This is a genomic window from Mycobacterium sp. NPDC051804 (assembly GCF_044452905.1).
Classification (GTDB): domain Bacteria; phylum Actinomycetota; class Actinomycetes; order Mycobacteriales; family Mycobacteriaceae; genus Mycobacterium.
This window is the reverse complement of record NZ_JBITCD010000008.1, coordinates 129875-148702: the sequence shown is the minus strand read 5'-3', so window position 1 is coordinate 148702 and position 18828 is coordinate 129875. Positions and strand designations below refer to the sequence as shown.

The 18828-nt window shown below is 66.7% G+C and carries 18 protein-coding genes; 14 read left to right on the top strand and 4 right to left on the bottom strand.

Annotated features, from left to right (window positions below; genetic code table 11):
- Positions 1-3 precede the first annotated feature (3 nt).
- From ftsW to ACIA48_RS29505, 11 genes are all read left to right on the top strand, one after another.
- On the top strand, positions 4-1563 hold the full coding sequence (ftsW, locus tag ACIA48_RS29555; protein ID WP_396739765.1) for a putative lipid II flippase FtsW: 1560 nt from the start codon (positions 4-6) through the stop codon (positions 1561-1563).
- Positions 1560-2672: an undecaprenyldiphospho-muramoylpentapeptide beta-N-acetylglucosaminyltransferase gene (gene murG, locus ACIA48_RS29550; RefSeq protein ID WP_396739763.1), complete on the top strand. Its 1113-nt coding sequence runs from the start codon at positions 1560-1562 to the stop codon at positions 2670-2672. Before ftsW ends, murG begins: the two co-directional genes overlap by 4 nt.
- 38 nt (positions 2673-2710) lie before the next feature.
- Complete coding sequence (gene murC / locus ACIA48_RS29545; protein WP_396739910.1) at positions 2711-4111, top strand: UDP-N-acetylmuramate--L-alanine ligase; 1401 nt, start codon at positions 2711-2713, stop codon at positions 4109-4111.
- On the top strand, positions 4111-5046 hold the full coding sequence (locus ACIA48_RS29540; protein ID WP_396739761.1) for a cell division protein FtsQ/DivIB: 936 nt from the start codon (positions 4111-4113) through the stop codon (positions 5044-5046). The genes murC and ACIA48_RS29540 overlap by 1 nt, the downstream gene beginning before the upstream one ends.
- A 176-nt stretch (positions 5047-5222) precedes the next feature.
- Positions 5223-6356, top strand: coding sequence for a cell division protein FtsZ (ftsZ, locus tag ACIA48_RS29535; RefSeq protein WP_163690324.1), 1134 nt, complete (start codon positions 5223-5225; stop codon positions 6354-6356).
- A gap of 19 nt (positions 6357-6375) precedes the next feature.
- Positions 6376-7083 (top strand): peptidoglycan editing factor PgeF, encoded by a 708-nt coding sequence (gene pgeF, locus ACIA48_RS29530; RefSeq protein WP_396739759.1) that lies wholly within the window; start codon positions 6376-6378, stop codon positions 7081-7083.
- Positions 7084-7088: 5 nt separating this feature from the next.
- Entirely contained in the window at positions 7089-7880 is a 792-nt protein-coding gene (locus ACIA48_RS29525; RefSeq protein ID WP_396739757.1) for a YggS family pyridoxal phosphate-dependent enzyme, read from the top strand.
- Between the two features lie 13 nt (positions 7881-7893).
- Entirely contained in the window at positions 7894-8541 is a 648-nt protein-coding gene (locus ACIA48_RS29520; protein ID WP_396739755.1) for a cell division protein SepF, read from the top strand.
- Between the two features lie 142 nt (positions 8542-8683).
- The gene (locus ACIA48_RS29515) at positions 8684-8974 is read left to right on the top strand and encodes a YggT family protein (RefSeq protein ID WP_396739753.1); all 291 of its coding nucleotides are present in this window, start codon (positions 8684-8686) and stop codon (positions 8972-8974) included.
- A gap of 261 nt (positions 8975-9235) precedes the next feature.
- A complete protein-coding gene (locus tag ACIA48_RS29510) occupies positions 9236-10054 on the top strand; it encodes a DivIVA domain-containing protein (protein ID WP_396739751.1) in 819 nt (272 codons plus the stop codon).
- A gap of 37 nt (positions 10055-10091) precedes the next feature.
- Positions 10092-10415: a phage holin family protein gene (locus tag ACIA48_RS29505; protein ID WP_396739749.1), complete on the top strand. Its 324-nt coding sequence runs from the start codon at positions 10092-10094 to the stop codon at positions 10413-10415.
- Here ACIA48_RS29505 and ACIA48_RS29500 read toward each other — a convergent pair.
- A complete protein-coding gene (locus ACIA48_RS29500; RefSeq protein ID WP_396739747.1) occupies positions 10412-11089 on the bottom strand; it encodes a phosphoribosyltransferase in 678 nt (225 codons plus the stop codon). The two genes, ACIA48_RS29505 and ACIA48_RS29500, sit on opposite strands and share 4 nt — an antisense overlap.
- A gap of 85 nt (positions 11090-11174) precedes the next feature.
- On the opposite strand from ACIA48_RS29500, the gene ACIA48_RS29495 reads away from it, so the two are divergent.
- Positions 11175-12521 carry a TIGR01777 family oxidoreductase gene (locus tag ACIA48_RS29495; RefSeq protein WP_396739745.1) on the top strand — a complete coding sequence of 449 codons (1347 nt, stop codon included), beginning with the start codon at positions 11175-11177 and terminating at the stop codon, positions 12519-12521.
- Here ACIA48_RS29495 and ACIA48_RS29490 read toward each other — a convergent pair.
- Both ACIA48_RS29490 and ACIA48_RS29485 read right to left on the bottom strand, forming a co-directional pair.
- Positions 12500-13225 (bottom strand): type 1 glutamine amidotransferase, encoded by a 726-nt coding sequence (locus ACIA48_RS29490; RefSeq protein WP_396739743.1) that lies wholly within the window; start codon positions 13223-13225, stop codon positions 12500-12502. The genes ACIA48_RS29495 and ACIA48_RS29490 overlap by 22 nt on opposite strands.
- An 8-nt stretch (positions 13226-13233) precedes the next feature.
- A complete protein-coding gene (locus tag ACIA48_RS29485; RefSeq protein WP_396739741.1) occupies positions 13234-14472 on the bottom strand; it encodes a serine hydrolase domain-containing protein in 1239 nt (412 codons plus the stop codon).
- Positions 14473-14533: 61 nt separating this feature from the next.
- On the opposite strand from ACIA48_RS29485, the gene ACIA48_RS29480 reads away from it, so the two are divergent.
- Together ACIA48_RS29480 and ACIA48_RS29475 are read left to right on the top strand one after the other, a co-directional pair.
- On the top strand, positions 14534-16081 hold the full coding sequence (locus tag ACIA48_RS29480; protein ID WP_396739739.1) for a phospholipase D family protein: 1548 nt from the start codon (positions 14534-14536) through the stop codon (positions 16079-16081).
- Positions 16078-17619: a phospholipase D family protein gene (locus ACIA48_RS29475; RefSeq protein WP_396739737.1), complete on the top strand. Its 1542-nt coding sequence runs from the start codon at positions 16078-16080 to the stop codon at positions 17617-17619. The genes ACIA48_RS29480 and ACIA48_RS29475 overlap by 4 nt, the downstream gene beginning before the upstream one ends.
- Here the strand turns inward: ACIA48_RS29475 and ACIA48_RS29470 are convergent.
- Complete coding sequence (locus tag ACIA48_RS29470; protein WP_396739735.1) at positions 17603-18814, bottom strand: cytochrome P450; 1212 nt, start codon at positions 18812-18814, stop codon at positions 17603-17605. The genes ACIA48_RS29475 and ACIA48_RS29470 overlap by 17 nt on opposite strands.
- Positions 18815-18828: the final 14 nt, after the last annotated feature.

Genomic DNA, 18828 nt, shown 5'->3' with positions numbered 1-18828 from the left:
GCGATGAGCAACATCCTGACCCGATTGCGGCTCCGCAGGACGGGTGACGACCAACCGGCCGCTGCGGTCCCAACCGAGCCGGCGCCCCGCACCCGCTTCGGCGCTTGGCTGGGTAGGCCGATGACGTCGTTCCACTTGATCATCGCTGTGGCGACGTTGCTCGTGATCCTGGGCTTGACGATGGTGCTGTCCGCATCGGGCGTGTACTCCTACGACACCGACGGGTCGCCGTGGATGGTGTTCGCCCGGCAGGTGCTGTGGACCGTGATCGGCCTGTTCGCGTTCTACATCGCGATGCGGATGCCGATTCACCTGATGCGCAGCCTGGCGTTCTCCGGATTCGCCATCTCGATCGTCCTGTTGATCCTGGTGCTGATTCCGGGAATCGGCAAGGTAGCCAATGGTTCTCGAGGCTGGTTCGTCGTCGCGGGCTTTTCGATGCAGCCGTCGGAGCTGGCGAAGATCGCGTTCTTGCTCTGGGGCTCGCACCTGCTGGCCACCCGTCGTATGGATCGGGCTTCGCTGCGCGAGATGTTGATCCCGCTGGTGCCCGCGGCGGTCATCGCGCTGGCGCTCATCGTCGCCCAGCCCGACCTCGGGCAAACGGTGTCGTTGGGCATCATTCTGCTCGGGCTGCTTTGGTACGCCGGCCTGCCGCTGCGGGTCTTCCTGTCGTCGCTGGCCGCGGTGATCGTGTCGGCGGCCGCACTGGCCATGGCCGAGGGCTACCGCTCTGACCGCGTCATGTCGTGGCTCAACCCCGGCGCTGACTCCCAGGGGTCGGGCTACCAGGCGCGTCAGGCTCGATTCGCGCTGGCCAACGGCGGTTTCTTCGGCGACGGGCTCGGGCAGGGCACCGCGAAATGGAACTACCTGCCCAACGCGCACAACGACTTCATCTTCGCCATCATCGGCGAGGAGCTCGGCTTCATCGGGGCGGCGGGACTGCTCTGCCTGTTCGGCCTGTTCGCCTACACCGGCATGCGGATCGCTCGTCGCTCGGCAGACCCGTTCCTGCGACTGCTGACCGCCACGGCCACGCTGTGGGTGATGGGTCAGGTGTTTATCAACGTCGGCTACGTAGTGGGCCTGCTTCCGGTGACCGGGCTGCAGCTGCCGCTCATCTCCGCCGGCGGAACATCAACGGCGACAACGCTGTTGATGATCGGGGTCATGGCCAACGCGGCGAGGCACGAACCCGAAGCCGTTGCCGCGCTGCGCGCCGGGCGTGACGACCGGGTCAACCGGCTGCTGCGGCTGCCCCTGCCGGCGCCGTACGTGCCCAGCCGCACCGAGGCGCTGCGTGACCGACTGCGCACGCGCGGTAAGGACACGGCGGGGGCCAAGAAGGAACCGCGGCCGCGCCCGGCGGCGCGCACCAGGGGAGCGAGGGCGACCAAAGCCTCTAAGCCCGGTACCAGCAGAGCACGCACGCCCGCCGGGGAGAACCGGCGTCAAACCGCGACGGCTGCACGGGCCGTGCGAGCCCCAAGGCATCATGGAGACGGCCGAGATCGCAAGGGCCGACGGGTTCGCACATTGGAAGGTCAGCATTACGGGTGAGCAAAACGGTATCGGTGGTACTCGCGGGTGGTGGTACCGCGGGCCACGTCGAACCGGCGATGGCGGTGGCAGACGCGCTGCGCGCGATTGATCCCGACGTGCGGATCACCGCGCTGGGCACCGAACGTGGTCTCGAGACACGGCTGGTGCCCGAACGCGGTTATGACCTGGAACTGATCACGCCGGTCCCGCTGCCACGCAAACCATCCGCCGATCTGGCCCGGCTGCCGATGCGGATCCGACGGGCGGTGCGCCAGACCCGCGCGGTGCTCGACGACGTCGACGCCGACGTGGTGATCGGCTTCGGGGGCTACGTCGCATTGCCTGCATATCTGGCCGCCCGCAGGCGGGTTCCGGTGGTGGTCCACGAGGCCAATGCCAGTGCGGGCTGGGCGAATCGGGTCGGCGCTTGGTCCGCGCGACGGGTGCTTGCGGCGGTGCCGAATCCTGGCCTGCGTGACGTCGAGGTCGTGGGGGTGCCGGTGCGCGCCGCAATCACGTCGCTGGACCGCATCGCACTGCGCGCCGAGGCGCGCGCCCACTTCGGGTTCGACGACGACGCCAGGGTGTTATTGGTGTTCGGCGGTTCACAGGGTGCGCAGTCACTCAATCGCGCGGTCTCTGCCGCCGCCAAAGATCTTGCCGCGTCCGGTATCTCGGTGTTACACGCGCACGGTCCCAAGAACACCCTCGACTTGCGCGAGCCTGCTGACGGCGATCCGCCCTACGTCGCCGTTCCGTACCTCGACCGGATGGACCTCGCCTACGCGGCAGCCGATCTGGCGATCTGCCGGTCGGGCGCCATGACGGTCGCCGAGGTGACCGCGGTCGGACTGCCCGCGGTGTATGTGCCGCTGCCGATCGGCAACGGGGAGCAGCGACTCAACGCGCTGCCTGTCGTCAACGCCGGCGGTGGCCTCGTCGTCGACGATGCGGACCTGTCACCGCAATTCGTCGCCGATACCATCGCCGGCTTGTTCACTGAGCCAGGGCGATTGCAGGCCATGACGGCGGCTGCCGCCCTCGCGGGCCACCGCGACGCCGCGCAAAAGGTCGCCGAAGTCGCGCTCGACGTTGCGCGCGCTTCCTCCCGAAAAGGTGTGCGGTGAACGCGAAGTCGCTCCCGGAGGAGTTGCAGCGGGTGCATATGGTCGGCATCGGCGGAGCCGGCATGTCGGGTATCGCCCGCATACTGCTGGACCGAGGCGGCATGGTGTCCGGTTCGGATGCCAAGGAATCGCGCGGGGTGGTGGCGCTGCAAGCCCGCGGCGCCTCGATCCGCATCGGCCACGACGAGTCCTCGCTCGATCTGCTGCCAGGTGGACCGACGGCCGTCGTCACCACGCATGCCGCGATTCCCAAGACGAATCCAGAACTGGTCGAGGCGCGCCGTCGCGGCATCCCGGTGATCCTGCGCCCGGTCGTGCTGGCCAAGCTGATGGCCGGCGACACCACGCTGATGGTGACCGGCACCCACGGCAAGACGACAACCACCTCGATGCTGATCGTCGCCCTTCAGCACTGTGGGTTCGACCCGTCGTTCGCCGTGGGCGGGGACCTGGGCGAGGCAGGCACCAACGCACACCACGGCAGCGGCGACTGCTTCGTCGCGGAGGCGGACGAGAGCGACGGCTCGCTGCTGGAGTACAGCCCCGACATCGCGGTGGTCACGAACATCGACGCCGACCACCTCGACTTCTACGGCAGCGTGGAGGCCTACCGCGCGGTGTTCGACGACTTCGTCGAGCGCATCAAACCCGGTGGCGCACTTGTGGTGTGCGTCGACGACCCGGGTGGTGCCGCGCTCGCAGAGCGCACGGCCGCGTTGGGCATCCGCGTCCTGCGCTACGGCAGTGATCCGAACCTGGCGACCGACGCGGAGCTGTTGAGCTGGGAACAGTACGACACCGGCGCCGTCGCCCATGTCAGGTTGGCCGGTGACCCGCAGCCGTGGGTGCTGCGGCTGGCGGTGCCCGGCAGGCATATGGCGCTCAATGCGCTGGCCGCCCTGCTCGCCGCGGTGAACGTGGGGGCACCTGCCGACGCCGTACTGGACGGCCTGGCCGGCTTCGAAGGTGTGCGCCGACGTCTGGAGTTGGTCGGAACCGCCAGCGGTGTGCGGGTGTTCGACGACTATGCGCACCATCCGACCGAGGTGCGTGCCAACCTCAACACATTGCGAGCGGTGGCGGGGGCGGGCCGTTCGATCGTGGTATTTCAGCCCCACTTGTATTCGCGGACAGAGGCTTTCGCACGCGACTTCGGTGAGGCACTCAGCACGGCCGATGAGGTGTTCGTGCTTGATGTTTACGCGGCGCGTGAACAGCCCATCGCAGGCATCAGCGGTGCGAGCATCGCCGAACACGTGACCGTTCCGGTCACCTACCTTCCGGATTTCTCGGCCGTCGCGCAACGCGTCGCCGATGCTGTTCGCCCCGGCGATGTCGTCACCACCATGGGGGCCGGAGACGTCACGATGCTCGGCGCGGAAATCCTTGCGGCACTGCGGGTCAAGGCCAACCGCGGTACGCCCGGCGGGTCGGTGTGATGTCCGAGCCCCCGGAGCCCCCGGAGCAGACCGAGCCGCCCGCACCCGGCGAGCCGACGGAATCCGGCGACGAGACCGAGGCTGACGCCCCGGCGGAAGCTGAGGCCGAGCCGAAAGAAGCCGATTTCGAGGGACCGCGGCGCCGGGCTCGCCGGGAGCGCGAGGAACGGCGCGCTGCTCAGGCCCGCGCCACCGCCATCGAAGAGGCCCGTCGCGAGGCCAAGCGACGCGCCACCGGCGTCGTCAGCACGAAAAAGGTTGGGCGCGGAACGGTTCGGGGCCTGAAGGTACTGATGTGGTCGGCCCTGATCAGCGTCATCGTCGTCGGGCTCGGTCTGTTGCTGTACTTCACGCCGGTCATGTCCGCACGCAACATCGTGGTCGTCGGACTCGGCGCGGTGACGCAGGAAGAGGTGACCAGCGCGGCGGGCGTAGCGCCGGGTACGCCGCTGCTGCAGATCGACACCGATACGGTCGCGGAGAAGGTCGCCGCGATCCGGCGCGTCGCCAGCGTGCGGGTGCAGCGGGAGTATCCGTCGACGCTGCGCGTGACCGTCGAGGAGCGGGTGCCGGTGGTGGTCAAGGACTATCCGGATGGACCGCATCTCTTCGACCGTGACGGCGTGGATTTCGCGATCGGGGTGCCGCCGCCGGGCGTGCCGTACCTCGATACCAAGAATCCCGGACCCAACGATGCCCCGACGAAGGCCGCGCTCGAGGTCATGACGTCCCTGCGTCCGGAGGTCGCCGCCCAGGTGGCCCGCGTCGACGCGCCCTCGGTGGCAGCGATCACGCTCCAGCTCACGGATGGCCGCCAGGTGATCTGGGGGACTACCGACCGCACGGACGAGAAGGCGCTGAAGCTCGGCGCGCTGCTCACCCAGCCGGGGAAGACCTACGACGTCTCCAGTCCGGATCTGCCGACCGTCAAGTAATTGCGCAGAATTCTTTGCGTGCGTGTCGGCGCGCCTGCACGGATCGTCCGCGAGCGCGCCCTACCGTTCTGGTTGCGCGGAACAACTTGACATAACTATAACCCTCTGGTTGAGGTTGAGAGTTTGCCAAGCCGTCCCGCGTGTCGACAGCCAACCTGGGAGGAAAGGGCGTTCCGATGACCCCCCCGCATAACTACCTCGCCGTGATCAAGGTCGTCGGCATCGGCGGCGGCGGCGTGAACGCCGTCAACCGGATGATCGAACAGGGCCTCAAGGGCGTTGAGTTCATCGCCATCAACACCGACGCGCAAGCGCTGTTGATGAGCGATGCAGACGTCAAACTCGACGTCGGTCGCGATTCCACGCGTGGGCTCGGCGCCGGTGCCGACCCGGAGGTCGGGCGCAAGGCGGCCGAGGACGCCAAGGACGACATCGAGGAACTTCTGCGCGGTGCCGACATGGTGTTCGTGACCGCGGGCGAAGGCGGTGGCACCGGTACCGGTGGTGCGCCTGTCGTCGCCACCATCGCGCGCAAGCTCGGTGCGCTGACCGTCGGCGTGGTCACGCGGCCGTTCTCGTTCGAGGGCAAACGCCGGAGCAATCAGGCCGAGACCGGCATCACCGCGCTGCGCGAGAGCTGCGACACCCTGATCGTGATCCCCAACGACCGACTGCTGCAGATGGGCGATGCCGCGGTGTCGCTGATGGACGCGTTCCGCAGCGCAGACGAGGTACTCCTCAACGGCGTGCAGGGCATCACCGACCTGATCACCACGCCAGGCCTGATCAACGTCGACTTCGCCGACGTCAAGGGCGTCATGAGCGGAGCGGGTACCGCGTTGATGGGTATCGGGTCGGCACGCGGCGACGGCCGGGCGCTCAAAGCAGCCGAGATCGCGATCAATTCACCGCTGCTCGAGGCATCCATGGAGGGCGCTCAGGGCGTGCTGTTGTCGGTGGCCGGCGGCAGCGACCTCGGTCTGTTCGAGATCAACGAGGCAGCCTCGCTGGTACAGGAAGCGGCTCACGCCGAGGCGAACATCATCTTCGGCACCGTGATCGACGACTCGCTGGGCGACGAGGTTCGTGTCACCGTGATCGCCGCGGGCTTCGATTCCGCGGGGCCCGGCCGTAAGCCGGTGGTAGGTGCCGGGCAGGCCATCGCTCCCGCAGCCGCGGGCAAGGTGACCTCACAGCTGTTCGAGCCGGCCGACGCCGTGAGCGTGCCGGTGCACACCAACGGCGCGACGGTCAGTATCGGCGGGGACGACGACGATGACGTCGATGTGCCGCCGTTCATGCGCCACTAAGACCGCGATACTGGCGGACGTGACGGTTCGTATTCGGCGTGTGACCACAACCCGCGCCGGTGGTGTCTCTGCGCCGCCGTTCGACACGTTCAATCTCGGCGACCACGTCGGCGACGATCCGGCCGCGGTAGGGGCCAACCGCAAGCGACTCGCCGCCGCGGTCGGGCTTGGCGACGACGGTGTGGTGTGGATGAACCAGGTGCACAGCGATCACGTCGTCGTGGTCGACGAACACCAGGCCGCACCCGTGGACAAAACCGACGCCTTGGTAACCACCCGGCCGCGTTTGGCTTTGGCCGTGGTGACCGCCGATTGCGTTCCGGTTTTATTGGGTGACGCGCGTGCCGGTGTGGTGGCCGCCGCACACGCCGGTCGGGTGGGGGCGCAGAACGGCATCGTGGTGCGGACGGTCGAGGCGATGCTCGAGGCCGGTGCGCACACCGAGGACATCTCGGTGCTACTCGGCCCGTCGGTCAGCGGACGCAACTATGAGGTCCCCGAGGCCATGGCCGCTGAGGTGGAGGGGATGCTGCCCGGCAGCCGGACGACGACGACCAGGAACACGCCCGGACTGGACCTGCGGGCCGGAATCGCCCGGCAGCTAACGGATTTGGGCATCAGGGCCATCGACGTCGACCCACGCTGCACCGTCGAGGATCGCAACCTGTTCAGCCACCGGCGCGATGCGCCGACAGGACGGCTGGCATCCCTGGTGTGGATGGAATGACCCTCATGATGGCGACCACTCGCGAACGGGAGCTTGCCGAGGCGCTGGCTGCCGTCCAGGCCCGGCTCACCGCGGCAGCCGAGGCCGCCGGCCGCAATTCAGACGAAATTGAATTGCTGCCTATAACCAAATTCTTTCCGGCATCGGATGTAACAATTCTGCACCATTTAGGGTGCGCGGCTTTTGGCGAATCTCGCGAGCAGGAAGCGGCGAATAAAGCGGCCGAAGTCGCCAATAGTGTGGGCGATGCGCCCATTCGCTGGCACATGGTTGGACGCATCCAGCGCAATAAGGCGCGGTCGATCGCGGGCTGGGCGTACGCCGCGCACTCCGTCGACAGCGTGCGGCTCGTCAACGCGTTGAACCGCGCGTCTGCCCAGGCGCTCGCCGACGGCGAGCGGTCCGCACCGCTACGTGTCTACATACAGATCAGTCTGGACGGTGACACCGAGCGCGGAGGTGTGGACGTCGACGACCCCGATTTGATCGATGAGGTCTGCGCCGCGGCCCAGGCGGGCGAGGGTCTTGAGTTCGTTGGGCTGATGGCGATTCCGCCGCTGGGAGCGGACGCAGACGAGGCCTTCGGGCGTTTGCAATCCGAGCTCGCACGGGTACAACTCGACTATCCGCAACGCCTCGAACTGTCTGCCGGGATGTCCGGCGACCTCGAGGTGGCGGTTCAACACGGCTCGACCTGTGTGCGTGTCGGTACCGCGCTATTGGGACAACGTCCTCTAACGTCACCAGGAGTAGTCACTCCAGTCACATCTTCATCACAGACACCAGAGCGATCATGAGAAGGGTCGAGCGATGAGCACACTCCACAAGGTCAAGGCCTACTTCGGGATGGCCCCTATGGACGACTATGACGACGAGTACTACGAAGACGACGACCGCGGCACTTCGCGCGGCGGGTACTCGCGCCGTCCGCGTGAGGATCGGTTCGACGACCGGTTCGAGGGCGAGAGCTACAGCCGGGGCGGCTACGACGAGTACGACGAGGCACCCGCCGGATACCGCGGTGGATTCCGCGACGAGGAGCGGTTCGAGCCGAGGATGCGCGGTCCGCGCGACTTCGAGCGCGCATCCTCGCGGCTGGGCGCGCTGCGTGGGTCCACGCGCGGAGCACTCGCGATGGATCCCCGCCGCATGGCCGAGCTGTTCGAGGCGGGCAGCCCGCTGTCGAAGATCACCACGCTGCGTCCCAAGGATTACGGCGAGGCCCGCACCATCGGCGAGCGCTTCCGCGACGGCACCCCGGTGATCATGGACCTGGTGACCATGGACAACGCCGATGCCAAGCGGCTGGTCGACTTCGCGGCCGGGCTGGCGTTCGCCCTGCGCGGCTCGTTCGACAAGGTCGCCACCAAGGTCTTCCTGTTGTCACCCGCCGACGTGGACGTCACTGCCGAGGAGCGACGCCGGATCGCCGAAGCCGGGTTCTACGCGTATCAATAGGCGCAACCAGCGCGGTGATCGGCGGTAGCGCCGGCACTGAACGTGGCAGGTAGGCTGGCGGCGTCGCGCCAGCGCCCCGGCTTCAGGCGTGCGAGGCCTTGTGCCTGTATCGAATGTCACACCTGTAGTGAGGTCGGCTCCGTTGTCGCAATTCTTCTCGATCCTGGGCTTCGCCCTGTTCGTGTTCTGGCTGCTGCTGATCGCCAGGGTCGTCGTCGAATTCATCCGTTCGTTCTCCCGGGATTGGCAACCCAAAGGGGTGACGGTGGTGATCCTGGAGCTGATCATGACCGTGACCGATCCGCCGGTGAAGCTGCTGCGCCGGCTGATTCCGCAGCTCACGATCGGCGCCGTCCGGTTCGATCTGTCGATCATGGTGCTGCTGCTCGTGGCGTTCATCGGCATGCAGCTGGCATTCGGCGCAGCGGTTTGAGATCGGCCAGCGCGCCACGGATTTGGCGTTAGCGGCGGCCGCCACCGAGGGTTTGCCGGGGTCGTTATTCGTTCACCGAATCGCTGCGAACGTGCGCGTTGAACTTGCGCGGGCACTTGGGTAAAAGTTGAAATTCGCTCTTAATTATTGGGCTCTCCCGCAACCGCCGGGTCAGGTGTGACAGGATGGACGCCAGTTACGTTCCAGCGAGGCTCTACACTTTGAGATCGGTTTACGGTCCAGACTTCAAGGGGGCAGAGAATGCCGCTTACACCAGCCGACGTTCACAACGTCGCGTTCAGCAAGCCGCCCATCGGCAAGCGCGGCTACAACGAGGACGAGGTCGACGCCTTTCTCGATCTGGTTGAGAACGAGCTGACCCGGCTCATCGAGGAGAACGCCGATTTGCGCCAGCGTGTCGCCGAGCTGGACCAGGAGCTGACCTCCGGTGGCGGCGGTGGCGGCCAGTCGACTCAGTCGATTCCGCAGTACGAGGCCCCCGCTCCCACACCCCCGCCCGCACCGGAGCCGGCCCCGCAGCCCGTTTACGAGGCCCCGGCCCAACAGCAATCGAACAGCGAAGAGCAGGCCATCAAGGCTGCCCGCGTGCTGGCGCTGGCCCAGGACACCGCCGACCGGTTGACGGGGACCGCCAAGGTCGAGTCCGACAAGATGCTCGCCGACGCCCGCGCGCAGGCCGACGCCATGGTCAGCGAGGCGCGGCAGACCGCCGAGACCACGGTCGCCGAGGCCCGTCAACGTGCCGACGCCATGCTGGCCGATGCCCAGACCCGGTCCGAGACCCAGCTGCGGCAGGCCCAGGAGAAGGCCGACGCGTTGCAGGCCGACGCCGAGCGCAAGCACTCCGAGATCATGGGCACCATCAATCAGCAGCGCACCGTGCTGGAAGGCCGCCTCGAACAGCTGCGTACGTTCGAGCGCGAGTACCGCACCCGGCTCAAGACCTATCTGGAATCGCAGCTCGAGGAACTCGGACAGCGTGGTTCTGCGGCCCCGGTGGACTCCAGCGCCAACAACGAGTCCGGCAGTTTCAACCAGTTCAACCGCGGCAACAACTAGCCAACGGCCATTTGTCCCGTCGACCCAGGGTTGATCCATGTTGATCGTTGCGCTCGTGCTCGCAGTCATCGGTCTGGCGGCATTGGTGACGGCGGTTGTCACCAGCAATGAGCTGATCGCGTGGGTGTGCATCGCTGCCAGCGTCATCGGCGTGGTGCTGCTGATCGTCGATGCGATTCGGGACCGCTCCCGCAACGACGCGAGCGAAACTGAAAGCCGGCACGACGCGGAATTCGACGAGGAGTATCCGGACGAGTCGGGAGCGCCCCAGGGGCAACCCACCGACGAGCCCGATTACGAAGCGGAGACGACAGTCGTCGAGCAGGCCGACGATTTCGGAAGCGACGACCGCAACCGCTAAACCGTTCCGGACGAGAGCAATTCGCGTACCTCGTCATCGGTGACCTGGTGGAAGTCTTCATACACCTGGCCGACGGCTTCGAACCCCGGCGGCGTCATCGCGCACACCACATCATCGGCTTCGGTCGCGAGTTCGCGGCATGTCGACTGCGGCCCGACGGGCACCGCGACCACGACGGCAGACGGGGCATCGGCACGCACCGCACGCACCGCGGCGAGCATGCTGGCGCCGGTGGCGATACCGTCGTCGACCAAAATCACCGTTTTGTCGGCCAATTCGAGCGGTGGACGGTCGCCGCGGTATGCGTGTTCGCGCCGGTGTAGTTCGTTGGTTTCGCGTTCGATCGCGGCCTGCACCTGGGTGTCGCTGATGCCGAGACTGCGGACCAGGCTTTCGTTGATCACCACGCCACCCCCGGAGGCCAACGCGCCCATCGCCAGTTCCTCCCACTGCGGGACGCCCAGTTTGCGGACCAGGAAGACGTCCAGCGGTGCGCGCAATGCGAGCGCGACCTGCGAGCCGACCGGTACACCGCCTCGGGCCAGCCCCAAGACCTGCACGTTGCTCCGGTCGCGGTAGGACGCCAACTTCTGCGCCAGGACGTCGCCGGCCTCCCGGCGGTCCCGGAACACACGACCCGCGTCTCGGCGGGTCAGCCCGCGCATTCCGCTCATCGAAATCTCCGAAATTTCAGCCTACGACCGTGGATACCCAGCCGGTGGGGCAATCCGTCACCGCAGCGGGTACGAATATCGGTATATGGGCATCGAGCTGGAAACCGTCGTCGACCATCCGCTGGCCGAGGTATTCGATTGGCACTCGCGAAGCGGTGCAATGCGGCGGCTCGTGCCGCCATGGCAGCCGATGACGGTGGTGAGCGAGGCCGACTCCCTGGCCGACGGCCGCGCCGTACTCGGACTGCCGGGAGGGTTGCGCTGGGTGGCGCAGCACGACCCCGACCAGTACGAAGCGGGGCGCCGGTTCGTCGACGTGCTGTCGTCCGACGGCGTGCGATCGTTGCCGCCACGCATCGTCGGACGCTGGACACACACCCACGAATTCGGTGAGGTCGCTTCGGGGACGCGGGTTTACGACCGCATCGACGCGCCTGTGCCCGCGGCTGCCCTGCGCCCGATGTTCACCTACCGGCACCGACAGCTCGCCGACGATCTCGCCGCCCACCGCGACGCGCGGGAGGCGGGCCTGGGTCCGCTCGTAGTCGCGGTCACCGGCGCGAGTGGCCTGGTCGGCACCGCACTGTCGGCGTTCCTGAGCACCGGCGGGCATCGGGTTATCCGGTTGGTGCGGCATGCGGCGCAGTCACCCGACGAGCGGCACTGGGATCCCGACCGTCCCGCGCCGGATCTGCTGTCGGGTGTCGACGCCGTGGTGCACCTGGCGGGGGCGTCGATCGCGGGTCGGTTCACGGCCGCGCACAAGAAAGCCATCCGCGACAGTCGGATCGGCCCCACGCGCCGGCTGGCCGAAGTCGCCGCCAGAAGTGCGTTCGACGGGCCGTTCGTCAGCGCCTCCGCGGTCGGCATCTACGGCTATGACCGCGGCGACGCCATCCTGTGCGAGGACAGTGTGCGCGGCGACGGTTTCCTCGCTGACGTCGTCGCGGACTGGGAGGCCGCGACCGCGCCCGCGGCCGAGGCGGGACTTCGGGTGGTCAACGTACGCACCGGAATCGTGCAGTCGGCCAACGGCGGAACGCTGCGGTTGTTTCGTCCGCTGTTCGCCGCCGGTCTGGGCGGCCGCGTCGGCGATGGCCGCCAGTGGCTGTCCTGGATCGCGTTGGACGACCTGCTCGACGTGTACTACCGCGCGCTGTACGACGACCGGTTGTCCGGTCCCGTCAACGCCGTCGCGCCCGCGCCGGTGCGCAACGCCGACTACACCAAGGCGCTCGCCGGGGTGCTCCACCGGCCAGCGCTGCTCCCGGTGCCGTCGCTGGGCCCACGGCTGTTGTTGGGGCAGCAGGGGTCACGAGAACTGGCCGAGGCCGATCAGCGGGTGGCCCCAACCAAGTTGGAGACGGTCGGCCACCGCTTCCGGCACCCGCACATCGAGGGTGCGCTCGCTCACGAACTGGGGCACGGCTGACGGACGACATGCGTGACGAAGCCGCGCACCAGATCGCGCACCCGGGAGGCCGCGCTTTCGGCAAGTTCCGTTGTACGGGAACGCAATTCATCATGCGTGCGACCGATGCTCGCGACTTCGCCGTCATGGTCGTCGGCCAACCACCGCTCGAGTAACTCGGCGTCGACCTCCGGGTGGAACTGCAGCGCGAGTGCGCGGCCGAGCACGAACGCCTGCGACGCGTTGGCGGTGTGGGCGATCTCGATCGCGCCGGGAGGCAGGGTCCAGCGGTCGAAGTGCCACTGAAACCATGGCCCGCCAGGGATCAGATCCGGTCTTTCGCTCGCGATGTCGTACCAGCCGATCTCCGGATCCGACGAGCGCGCCACCGATCCGCCGAATGCCTGCGCCAGCAATTGGCCGCCGAAGCACACGCCCAGCAGTGCCACCCCCGCATTGGCGGCAGCGCGCACCAACTGTGTCTCCTCGCCCACCCAGCTGCGACGTAACGCATCGTCGTACACCGGCCACCGCGCACCCAGCGGCACGATGACGTCGTAGCCGCCCGGAGCGGGGAACGTCACGTCAACGGCAGGATCGTCGACGCGCGCTTCGGGTACGACCGCGAACACCTCGACGTCGAAACCCTGGTCGGTGAACGCCTCGCCGAGTAGGGCTTCGGTCGCGAGGTGCTCGTTGCGGAGGAACAGAACTTTCGGAGCCACACCACACCCTATTTCGGCGCGGGCGTCGGTGGCGCGTCGTCAGGGGCCATCACGGCGCCGATCTTGCGGAACAGGGTGTCCGCGGCGTTGGTGTAGATCCCCTGATCGTCGAACGCCTCGGGAAGATAGGTGGTGGCGACGGCGATCGAGATCTTCTGCGACGGCAGGTAGGCCGCGACCGCGGAGTACCCCGACATCAACGGGTTCTGCAGGAGCCAGTTGCCCGAGATGACGATGCCGAGACCGTAGGTGTACCCGTCGGTCATCTCGTCACATGTGGTGCACCCGGGCTGTTTACGCGTCTTGCCGCGCAGATCCGTCGAGACCATCTTTTTGTACGAATCAGCGGACAGCAGCTTGCCCGACCCGATGCCGGCAGCCGTCGCCTCCATGTCGTAGATGTTGGTCGTCTGGATCGCACCGTGGGTGATGGTCCACGAGGGATCCCAGAAGGTGCTTTCCTCGTAGAACGGGGTGCCGGACGGGATCTTCAGGAATTCGCGACGCTCTGAGCTGAACGCGTGCAGCACGGGTGCCGGAATTTCGGGTGTCAGCGAGTTGACGGTGTTGGTAAGTCCGAGTGGGCGAAGCACCTTCTCGGACAACAGCTTCGACATCGGTTGGCCGGTCGCCTTCTCCAGCGCCAGCCCGAGCAGCAGGTAGTTGGTATGCGCGTAGTTCCAGTTGGTTCCCGGCTCGTAGAGCAGCGGCTTGTTGACAGCGAACTGCAGCAGCTCGTGAACCGTCCAGCGCCGGAACGGGTTGGCGTACAACGCGTCGTTCATCTCGGTGTTGCCGATGACGTAATCGACATAGCCTGAGGTCATCTGGGCCAGCTGGCCCAGTGTGACGCGGTCCGCGTGCGGGATTTCGGGCAGGAACTCCGAGAGCTTGTCGTCGAGAGTGACCTTCTGTTCGTCGACAAGCTTGAGAAGGAGCGTCGACACATAGGAGATAGCGACCGCGCCGTTGCGAAAGTGCATGTTGGTGTCTGCGGGTACCCCGGTCATTGACTCGCCGACAGCGTCGGTGACGACTTCCTGCCCGTTGATCGTGACCCGGACGATCGCCGACTTCAGGTGTTCTGAGGCCATCACGTCGCGCACGACACGCATCACCTCGTCGGCTTTGGCGGTATCGGTGCCGGCGCTTGTCGCAGGCGGTTCGTCCGGCAACGCACCGGGAGTGCACGCCGGGGCCAGGGCTATGACGCAGAGCGCGATGAATAGGCGCCGTAGAACAGGCATGCCCGGATTTTTGCATATTGGCGTTGTGCGTAAATAACCGCGGAAGTGGGCATCCAGGTGCGTGTCTGTGCTGGCCGAATGGTTCCTCACGTCGGGTGAACGTGGCAATCCGGATTGGGATCTGTCCGCCTGGAGTGAGGGCAACGAGGCGGAGGCGCTCATTCATGGGGCCTCCTACTTCGAACGCCTCGTCACCGAGGTGGAGCAGCTTGGACCAGGTGATCACCTGTTCTTCGCCGACTGGCGGGGCGATGCTGACCAGCGGCTGCGCGAGGACGGCCCCACGGTTGCCGAACTGTTCCGTGGCGCGGCCGAGCGTGGTGTGCTCGTCAAGGGACTGATGTGGCGGTCGTACCCGAACAGGCTGCAGTTCAACGAGGAGCAGAATCGCCATCTCGCCGAGACCATCGAGCGCGCGGGCGGGGAGGTGCTGCTCGACCAGCGAGTGCTGCTGGGCGGGTCCCACCATCAGCGACTGGTGCTGTTGCGTCATCCCGAAGCGCCGGAACGCGACGTCGCCTTCCTCGGCGGCATCGACCTGTGCCACTCGCGCCGCGACGACGAGTCGCATCTCGGCGATCCGCAGGCGGTGCAGATGTCCGCTCGCTACGGTGAGCACCCGCCGTGGCATGACGTGCAGCTGCAGGTGCGCGGTCCCGTCGTCGGCGCGCTGGACACCACGTTCCGCGAGCGCTGGACGGCCAGGGCGCCGCTGGACCTCTTCAATCCGCTGGCCTGGCTGCGGGACAGGTTCGTGGGCCCGACCGCCGATCGGCATCCGTTGCCGGAGCAGCCCCCGGATCCGCCGCCGTGCGGATCGCACGCCGTGCAGGTACTTCGGACCTATGGCGACGCCTTGATCCAGTACGAGTTCGCCAAAGACGGCGAGCGCACCATCGCCCGCGGCTACACCAAGGCGGTGCGGCGGGCCCGGCGCCTGATCTACCTCGAGGATCAATACCTGTGGTCGGAGGAGATCGCCACCTTGCTCGTCGAGGCGCTGACGTCGAATGAGAATCTGCATCTGGTAGCAGTCGTCCCGCGGTATTTCGATCTCGAGGGTGGCCTTGGCCGGCCGCCGACCCTGGTGGGTCGCCAACTGGCTGTGGACGCGTGCCGGCGCGCCGCGCCGGGCCGGGTGCACCTCTTCGACGTCGAAAACGGCGAGGGCACACCGGTGTATGTGCACTCCAAGGTGTGTGTCATCGACGACACCTGGGCTTGCATCGGCAGCGCCAACTTCAACCGGCGCTCCTGGACCCACGACAGCGAGCTGGCGGGCGCGGTGTTGGATTCCGACAATGTGTTTGCGCGCGATCTCCGGTTGCGCCTGCTGCGTGAGCATCTGGACCGCGCCGCCGATGGCAGCGAGGATGGCGAGCTCGTCGACCCTGCCGCAGCCATCGGCGAAATCACCGCCTCCGCACAGACTTTGGAGGACTGGCACCAATCCGGCTGTCACGGACCTCGTCCGCCAGGTCGGCTGCGTCCGCACGAGGTCGAGAAGGTCGATCCGCTGACCCGGCTGTGGGCCGAGCCCGCCTACCGGGTGATCTTCGATCCGGACGGGCGCTCCTATGCCGATCGACTGCTGGGCCGGAAGCCATGAATCTCGCGGACTGGTTCCTCACCGACGAGGAACGCGGCAACCCGGACGCCGCGGTGCCTGCCTGGTGCGAAGGCAACCTGGCAGAGCCGCTGATTCACGGCTCGACATACTTCGATGCGCTCGTCACGGAAGTGGAAGCACTGACCGCGGGCGACCATCTGTTCTTCACGGACTGGCGCGGGGATCCCGACCAGAAGATGCGTGACGGTGGGCCGACCATCCGTGAACTGCTCTGCCACGCCGCCGAACGCGGTGTCGTCGTAAAGGGTCTGGTCTGGCGATCCCACCTGGACAAGCTCGCGTACAGCGAAGAAGAGAACCGGCATCTCGGCGAGGCCATCGAGGATGCAGGCGGTGAGGTTCTGCTCGACCAGCGTGTCCGCATCGGCGGATCACATCACCAGAAGCTGGTCGTCATCAGGCATCCCGGTGCGCCTGAGCGTGATGTCGCGTTCGCGGGCGGCATCGACCTGTGTCATTCGCGTCGCGACGACGCGTCGCACCACGGTGACCCACAGGCCGTACAGATGGCCAAGCGCTATGGCGAGCACCCGCCGTGGCACGACGTTCAACTGCGGGTGCAAGGGCCTGCAGTCGGCGCGCTCGACACGACGTTCCGGGAGCGCTGGAACGACCCCGCGTCGCTGGACATGCTCAACCCTCTGGCCTGGCTGCGGGACAAGTTCGGGGGCGCCGACATGGACGCGGATCCGTTGCCCGAACAACCGCCGGATCCGCCACCGTGCGGGCCACATGCGATTCAGGTGCTGCGCACGTATCCGGATGCGCATTTCGCGTATGACTTCGCGCCGCGCGGTGAGCGAAGTATTGCCCGTGCCTACAACAAGGTGGTGCCGCGCGCTCGCCGGCTCATCTATGTCGAAGACCAGTATCTGTGGTCCAAACGTGTGGCCAAGCTGTTCGCCCAGGCGCTGACCGACAACCCGGACTTGCATCTCGTCGCCGTGATTCCACGCTATCCGGACGTCGACGGACGACTTGAGCTGCCGCCCAACCTCATCGGCCGTTGGCAGGCGCTCGAGACCTGTCACGCGGCGAGCCCGGAGCGGGTGCATATCTTCGACGTCGAAAACCTCGAAGGCACGCCGGTGTATGTGCACGCCAAAGTGTGTGTCATCGACGACATCTGGTCGTGTGTCGGCAGCGACAATCTCAATCGACGATCCTGGACTCACGACAGCGAACTGACGTGCGCGGTACTCGACACCGAAGGCGAGTTCGCGCGTGATCTGAGGCTGCGACTGCTGCGTGAACACCTCGATCGCGCCGATAACGGCAGCGAGGATCGCGGATTGGCCGATCCGGCCACGGCCGTTGACGAGATCGTTGAGGCGGCAGAGGAATTGGAGCGTTGGCACGAGTCCGGCCGGCACGGATCACGGCCCCCGGGGCGCCTTCGGCCGCACAAGGCCGAACAGCCGAGCCTCTTCACGCGACTGTGGGCCGAACCCGTGTACCGCTTGACCTACGACCCGGATGGCCGGTCCTACCGTGATCGTCTCAGTGGCAGGTTGTGAACTCGATCGGCAGGCTGGCCGGGCCGCTGATACCGGTGATGGACTTCCACGACACGGCGCCGGCGAGACGCATGTCGGGCATGCGGCGCACCATTGTCGTCAGGGCCTCGGCGAGTTCGATCCGCGCGAGGTGTGCGCCCAGGCAGTAGTGGATGCCGCCGCCGAATGTCAACATGGTCGGGGCGTTATCGCGGGTGATATCAAACCGGTCAGGATCCGTATAGACATCCGGATCACGATTGGCCGCAGTGGTATTGGCGATCACCATCGTTCCGGCGGGAAATCTGACGCCGGCGAGTTCCACGTCGTCGACCGCCACGCGCATCGTCGAGAAGATGATCGGGGAGAAGCGCATCGCCTCTTCCACTGCCTTGGGCGCCAGCTCGGGACGTTCGGCGAGCAGGGCCCACTGCTCGGGATGTTCGCAGAAGACCTGCAACGCCGCAGCCAGTTGATTACGCGTGGTGTCCGTGCCGGCCATCAGCAAGGTGGCGGCCAGCATCAACAGTTCGTCGTGCGTCAGCCGGTCGCCGTCGACCTCCGCGCGGATCAGGTCGGACAGTAGATCGTTGCCGAGCGCGTCGCGCCGCGCGATGACCATGCCGTCGAGGTAATCCTTCATCGCGTTCCAGGCGGCCACGATGACGGCCTCGTCGTTCACGACATTCCAGTCGAACACTTTGAACACGTCGTCGGCCCAGTCGGAGAACAGATGCCAATCCTCCGATGGCGTGCCGAGCATCGCGCAAATGATCGGAATGGGGTAGCGCCTGGCGATGTCGGCCACCGCATCGCACCGGCCCGCCTCCGCGTAGGCGTCGACGAGGTCGCTGATGATGTCCGTGCACGTCGACCTCAGTCGTTCGGCCGCCCGTGGCGTGAACGCCTTTGACACCAGCCGTCGCTGCCGATGGTGTGCGGCGCCGTCCAGACTGAGTAGTCCCTGGACGGCAATGTCCCACAGCTCACCAGAGGTGATGCCCTGCGCGGCGAGCGTCAGTCCTTTGGGCATGGCGAACCGGTCGTCGCGCAGCACGGTCCGGACCAGGTCGTAGGACAGAACCTCGGGGCCGTGCGGTCCCATGGCGATCGGCCCCTGTAGGCGGGCCTGGCGGATGAGGTCGTGTGCCTCCGCCGGGCTCCGGGCGTGTTCGTAGGCGATGGTCGGCAGGTCGGTCGCAATCGTTGTGGTCATGGTTCGACTATCTG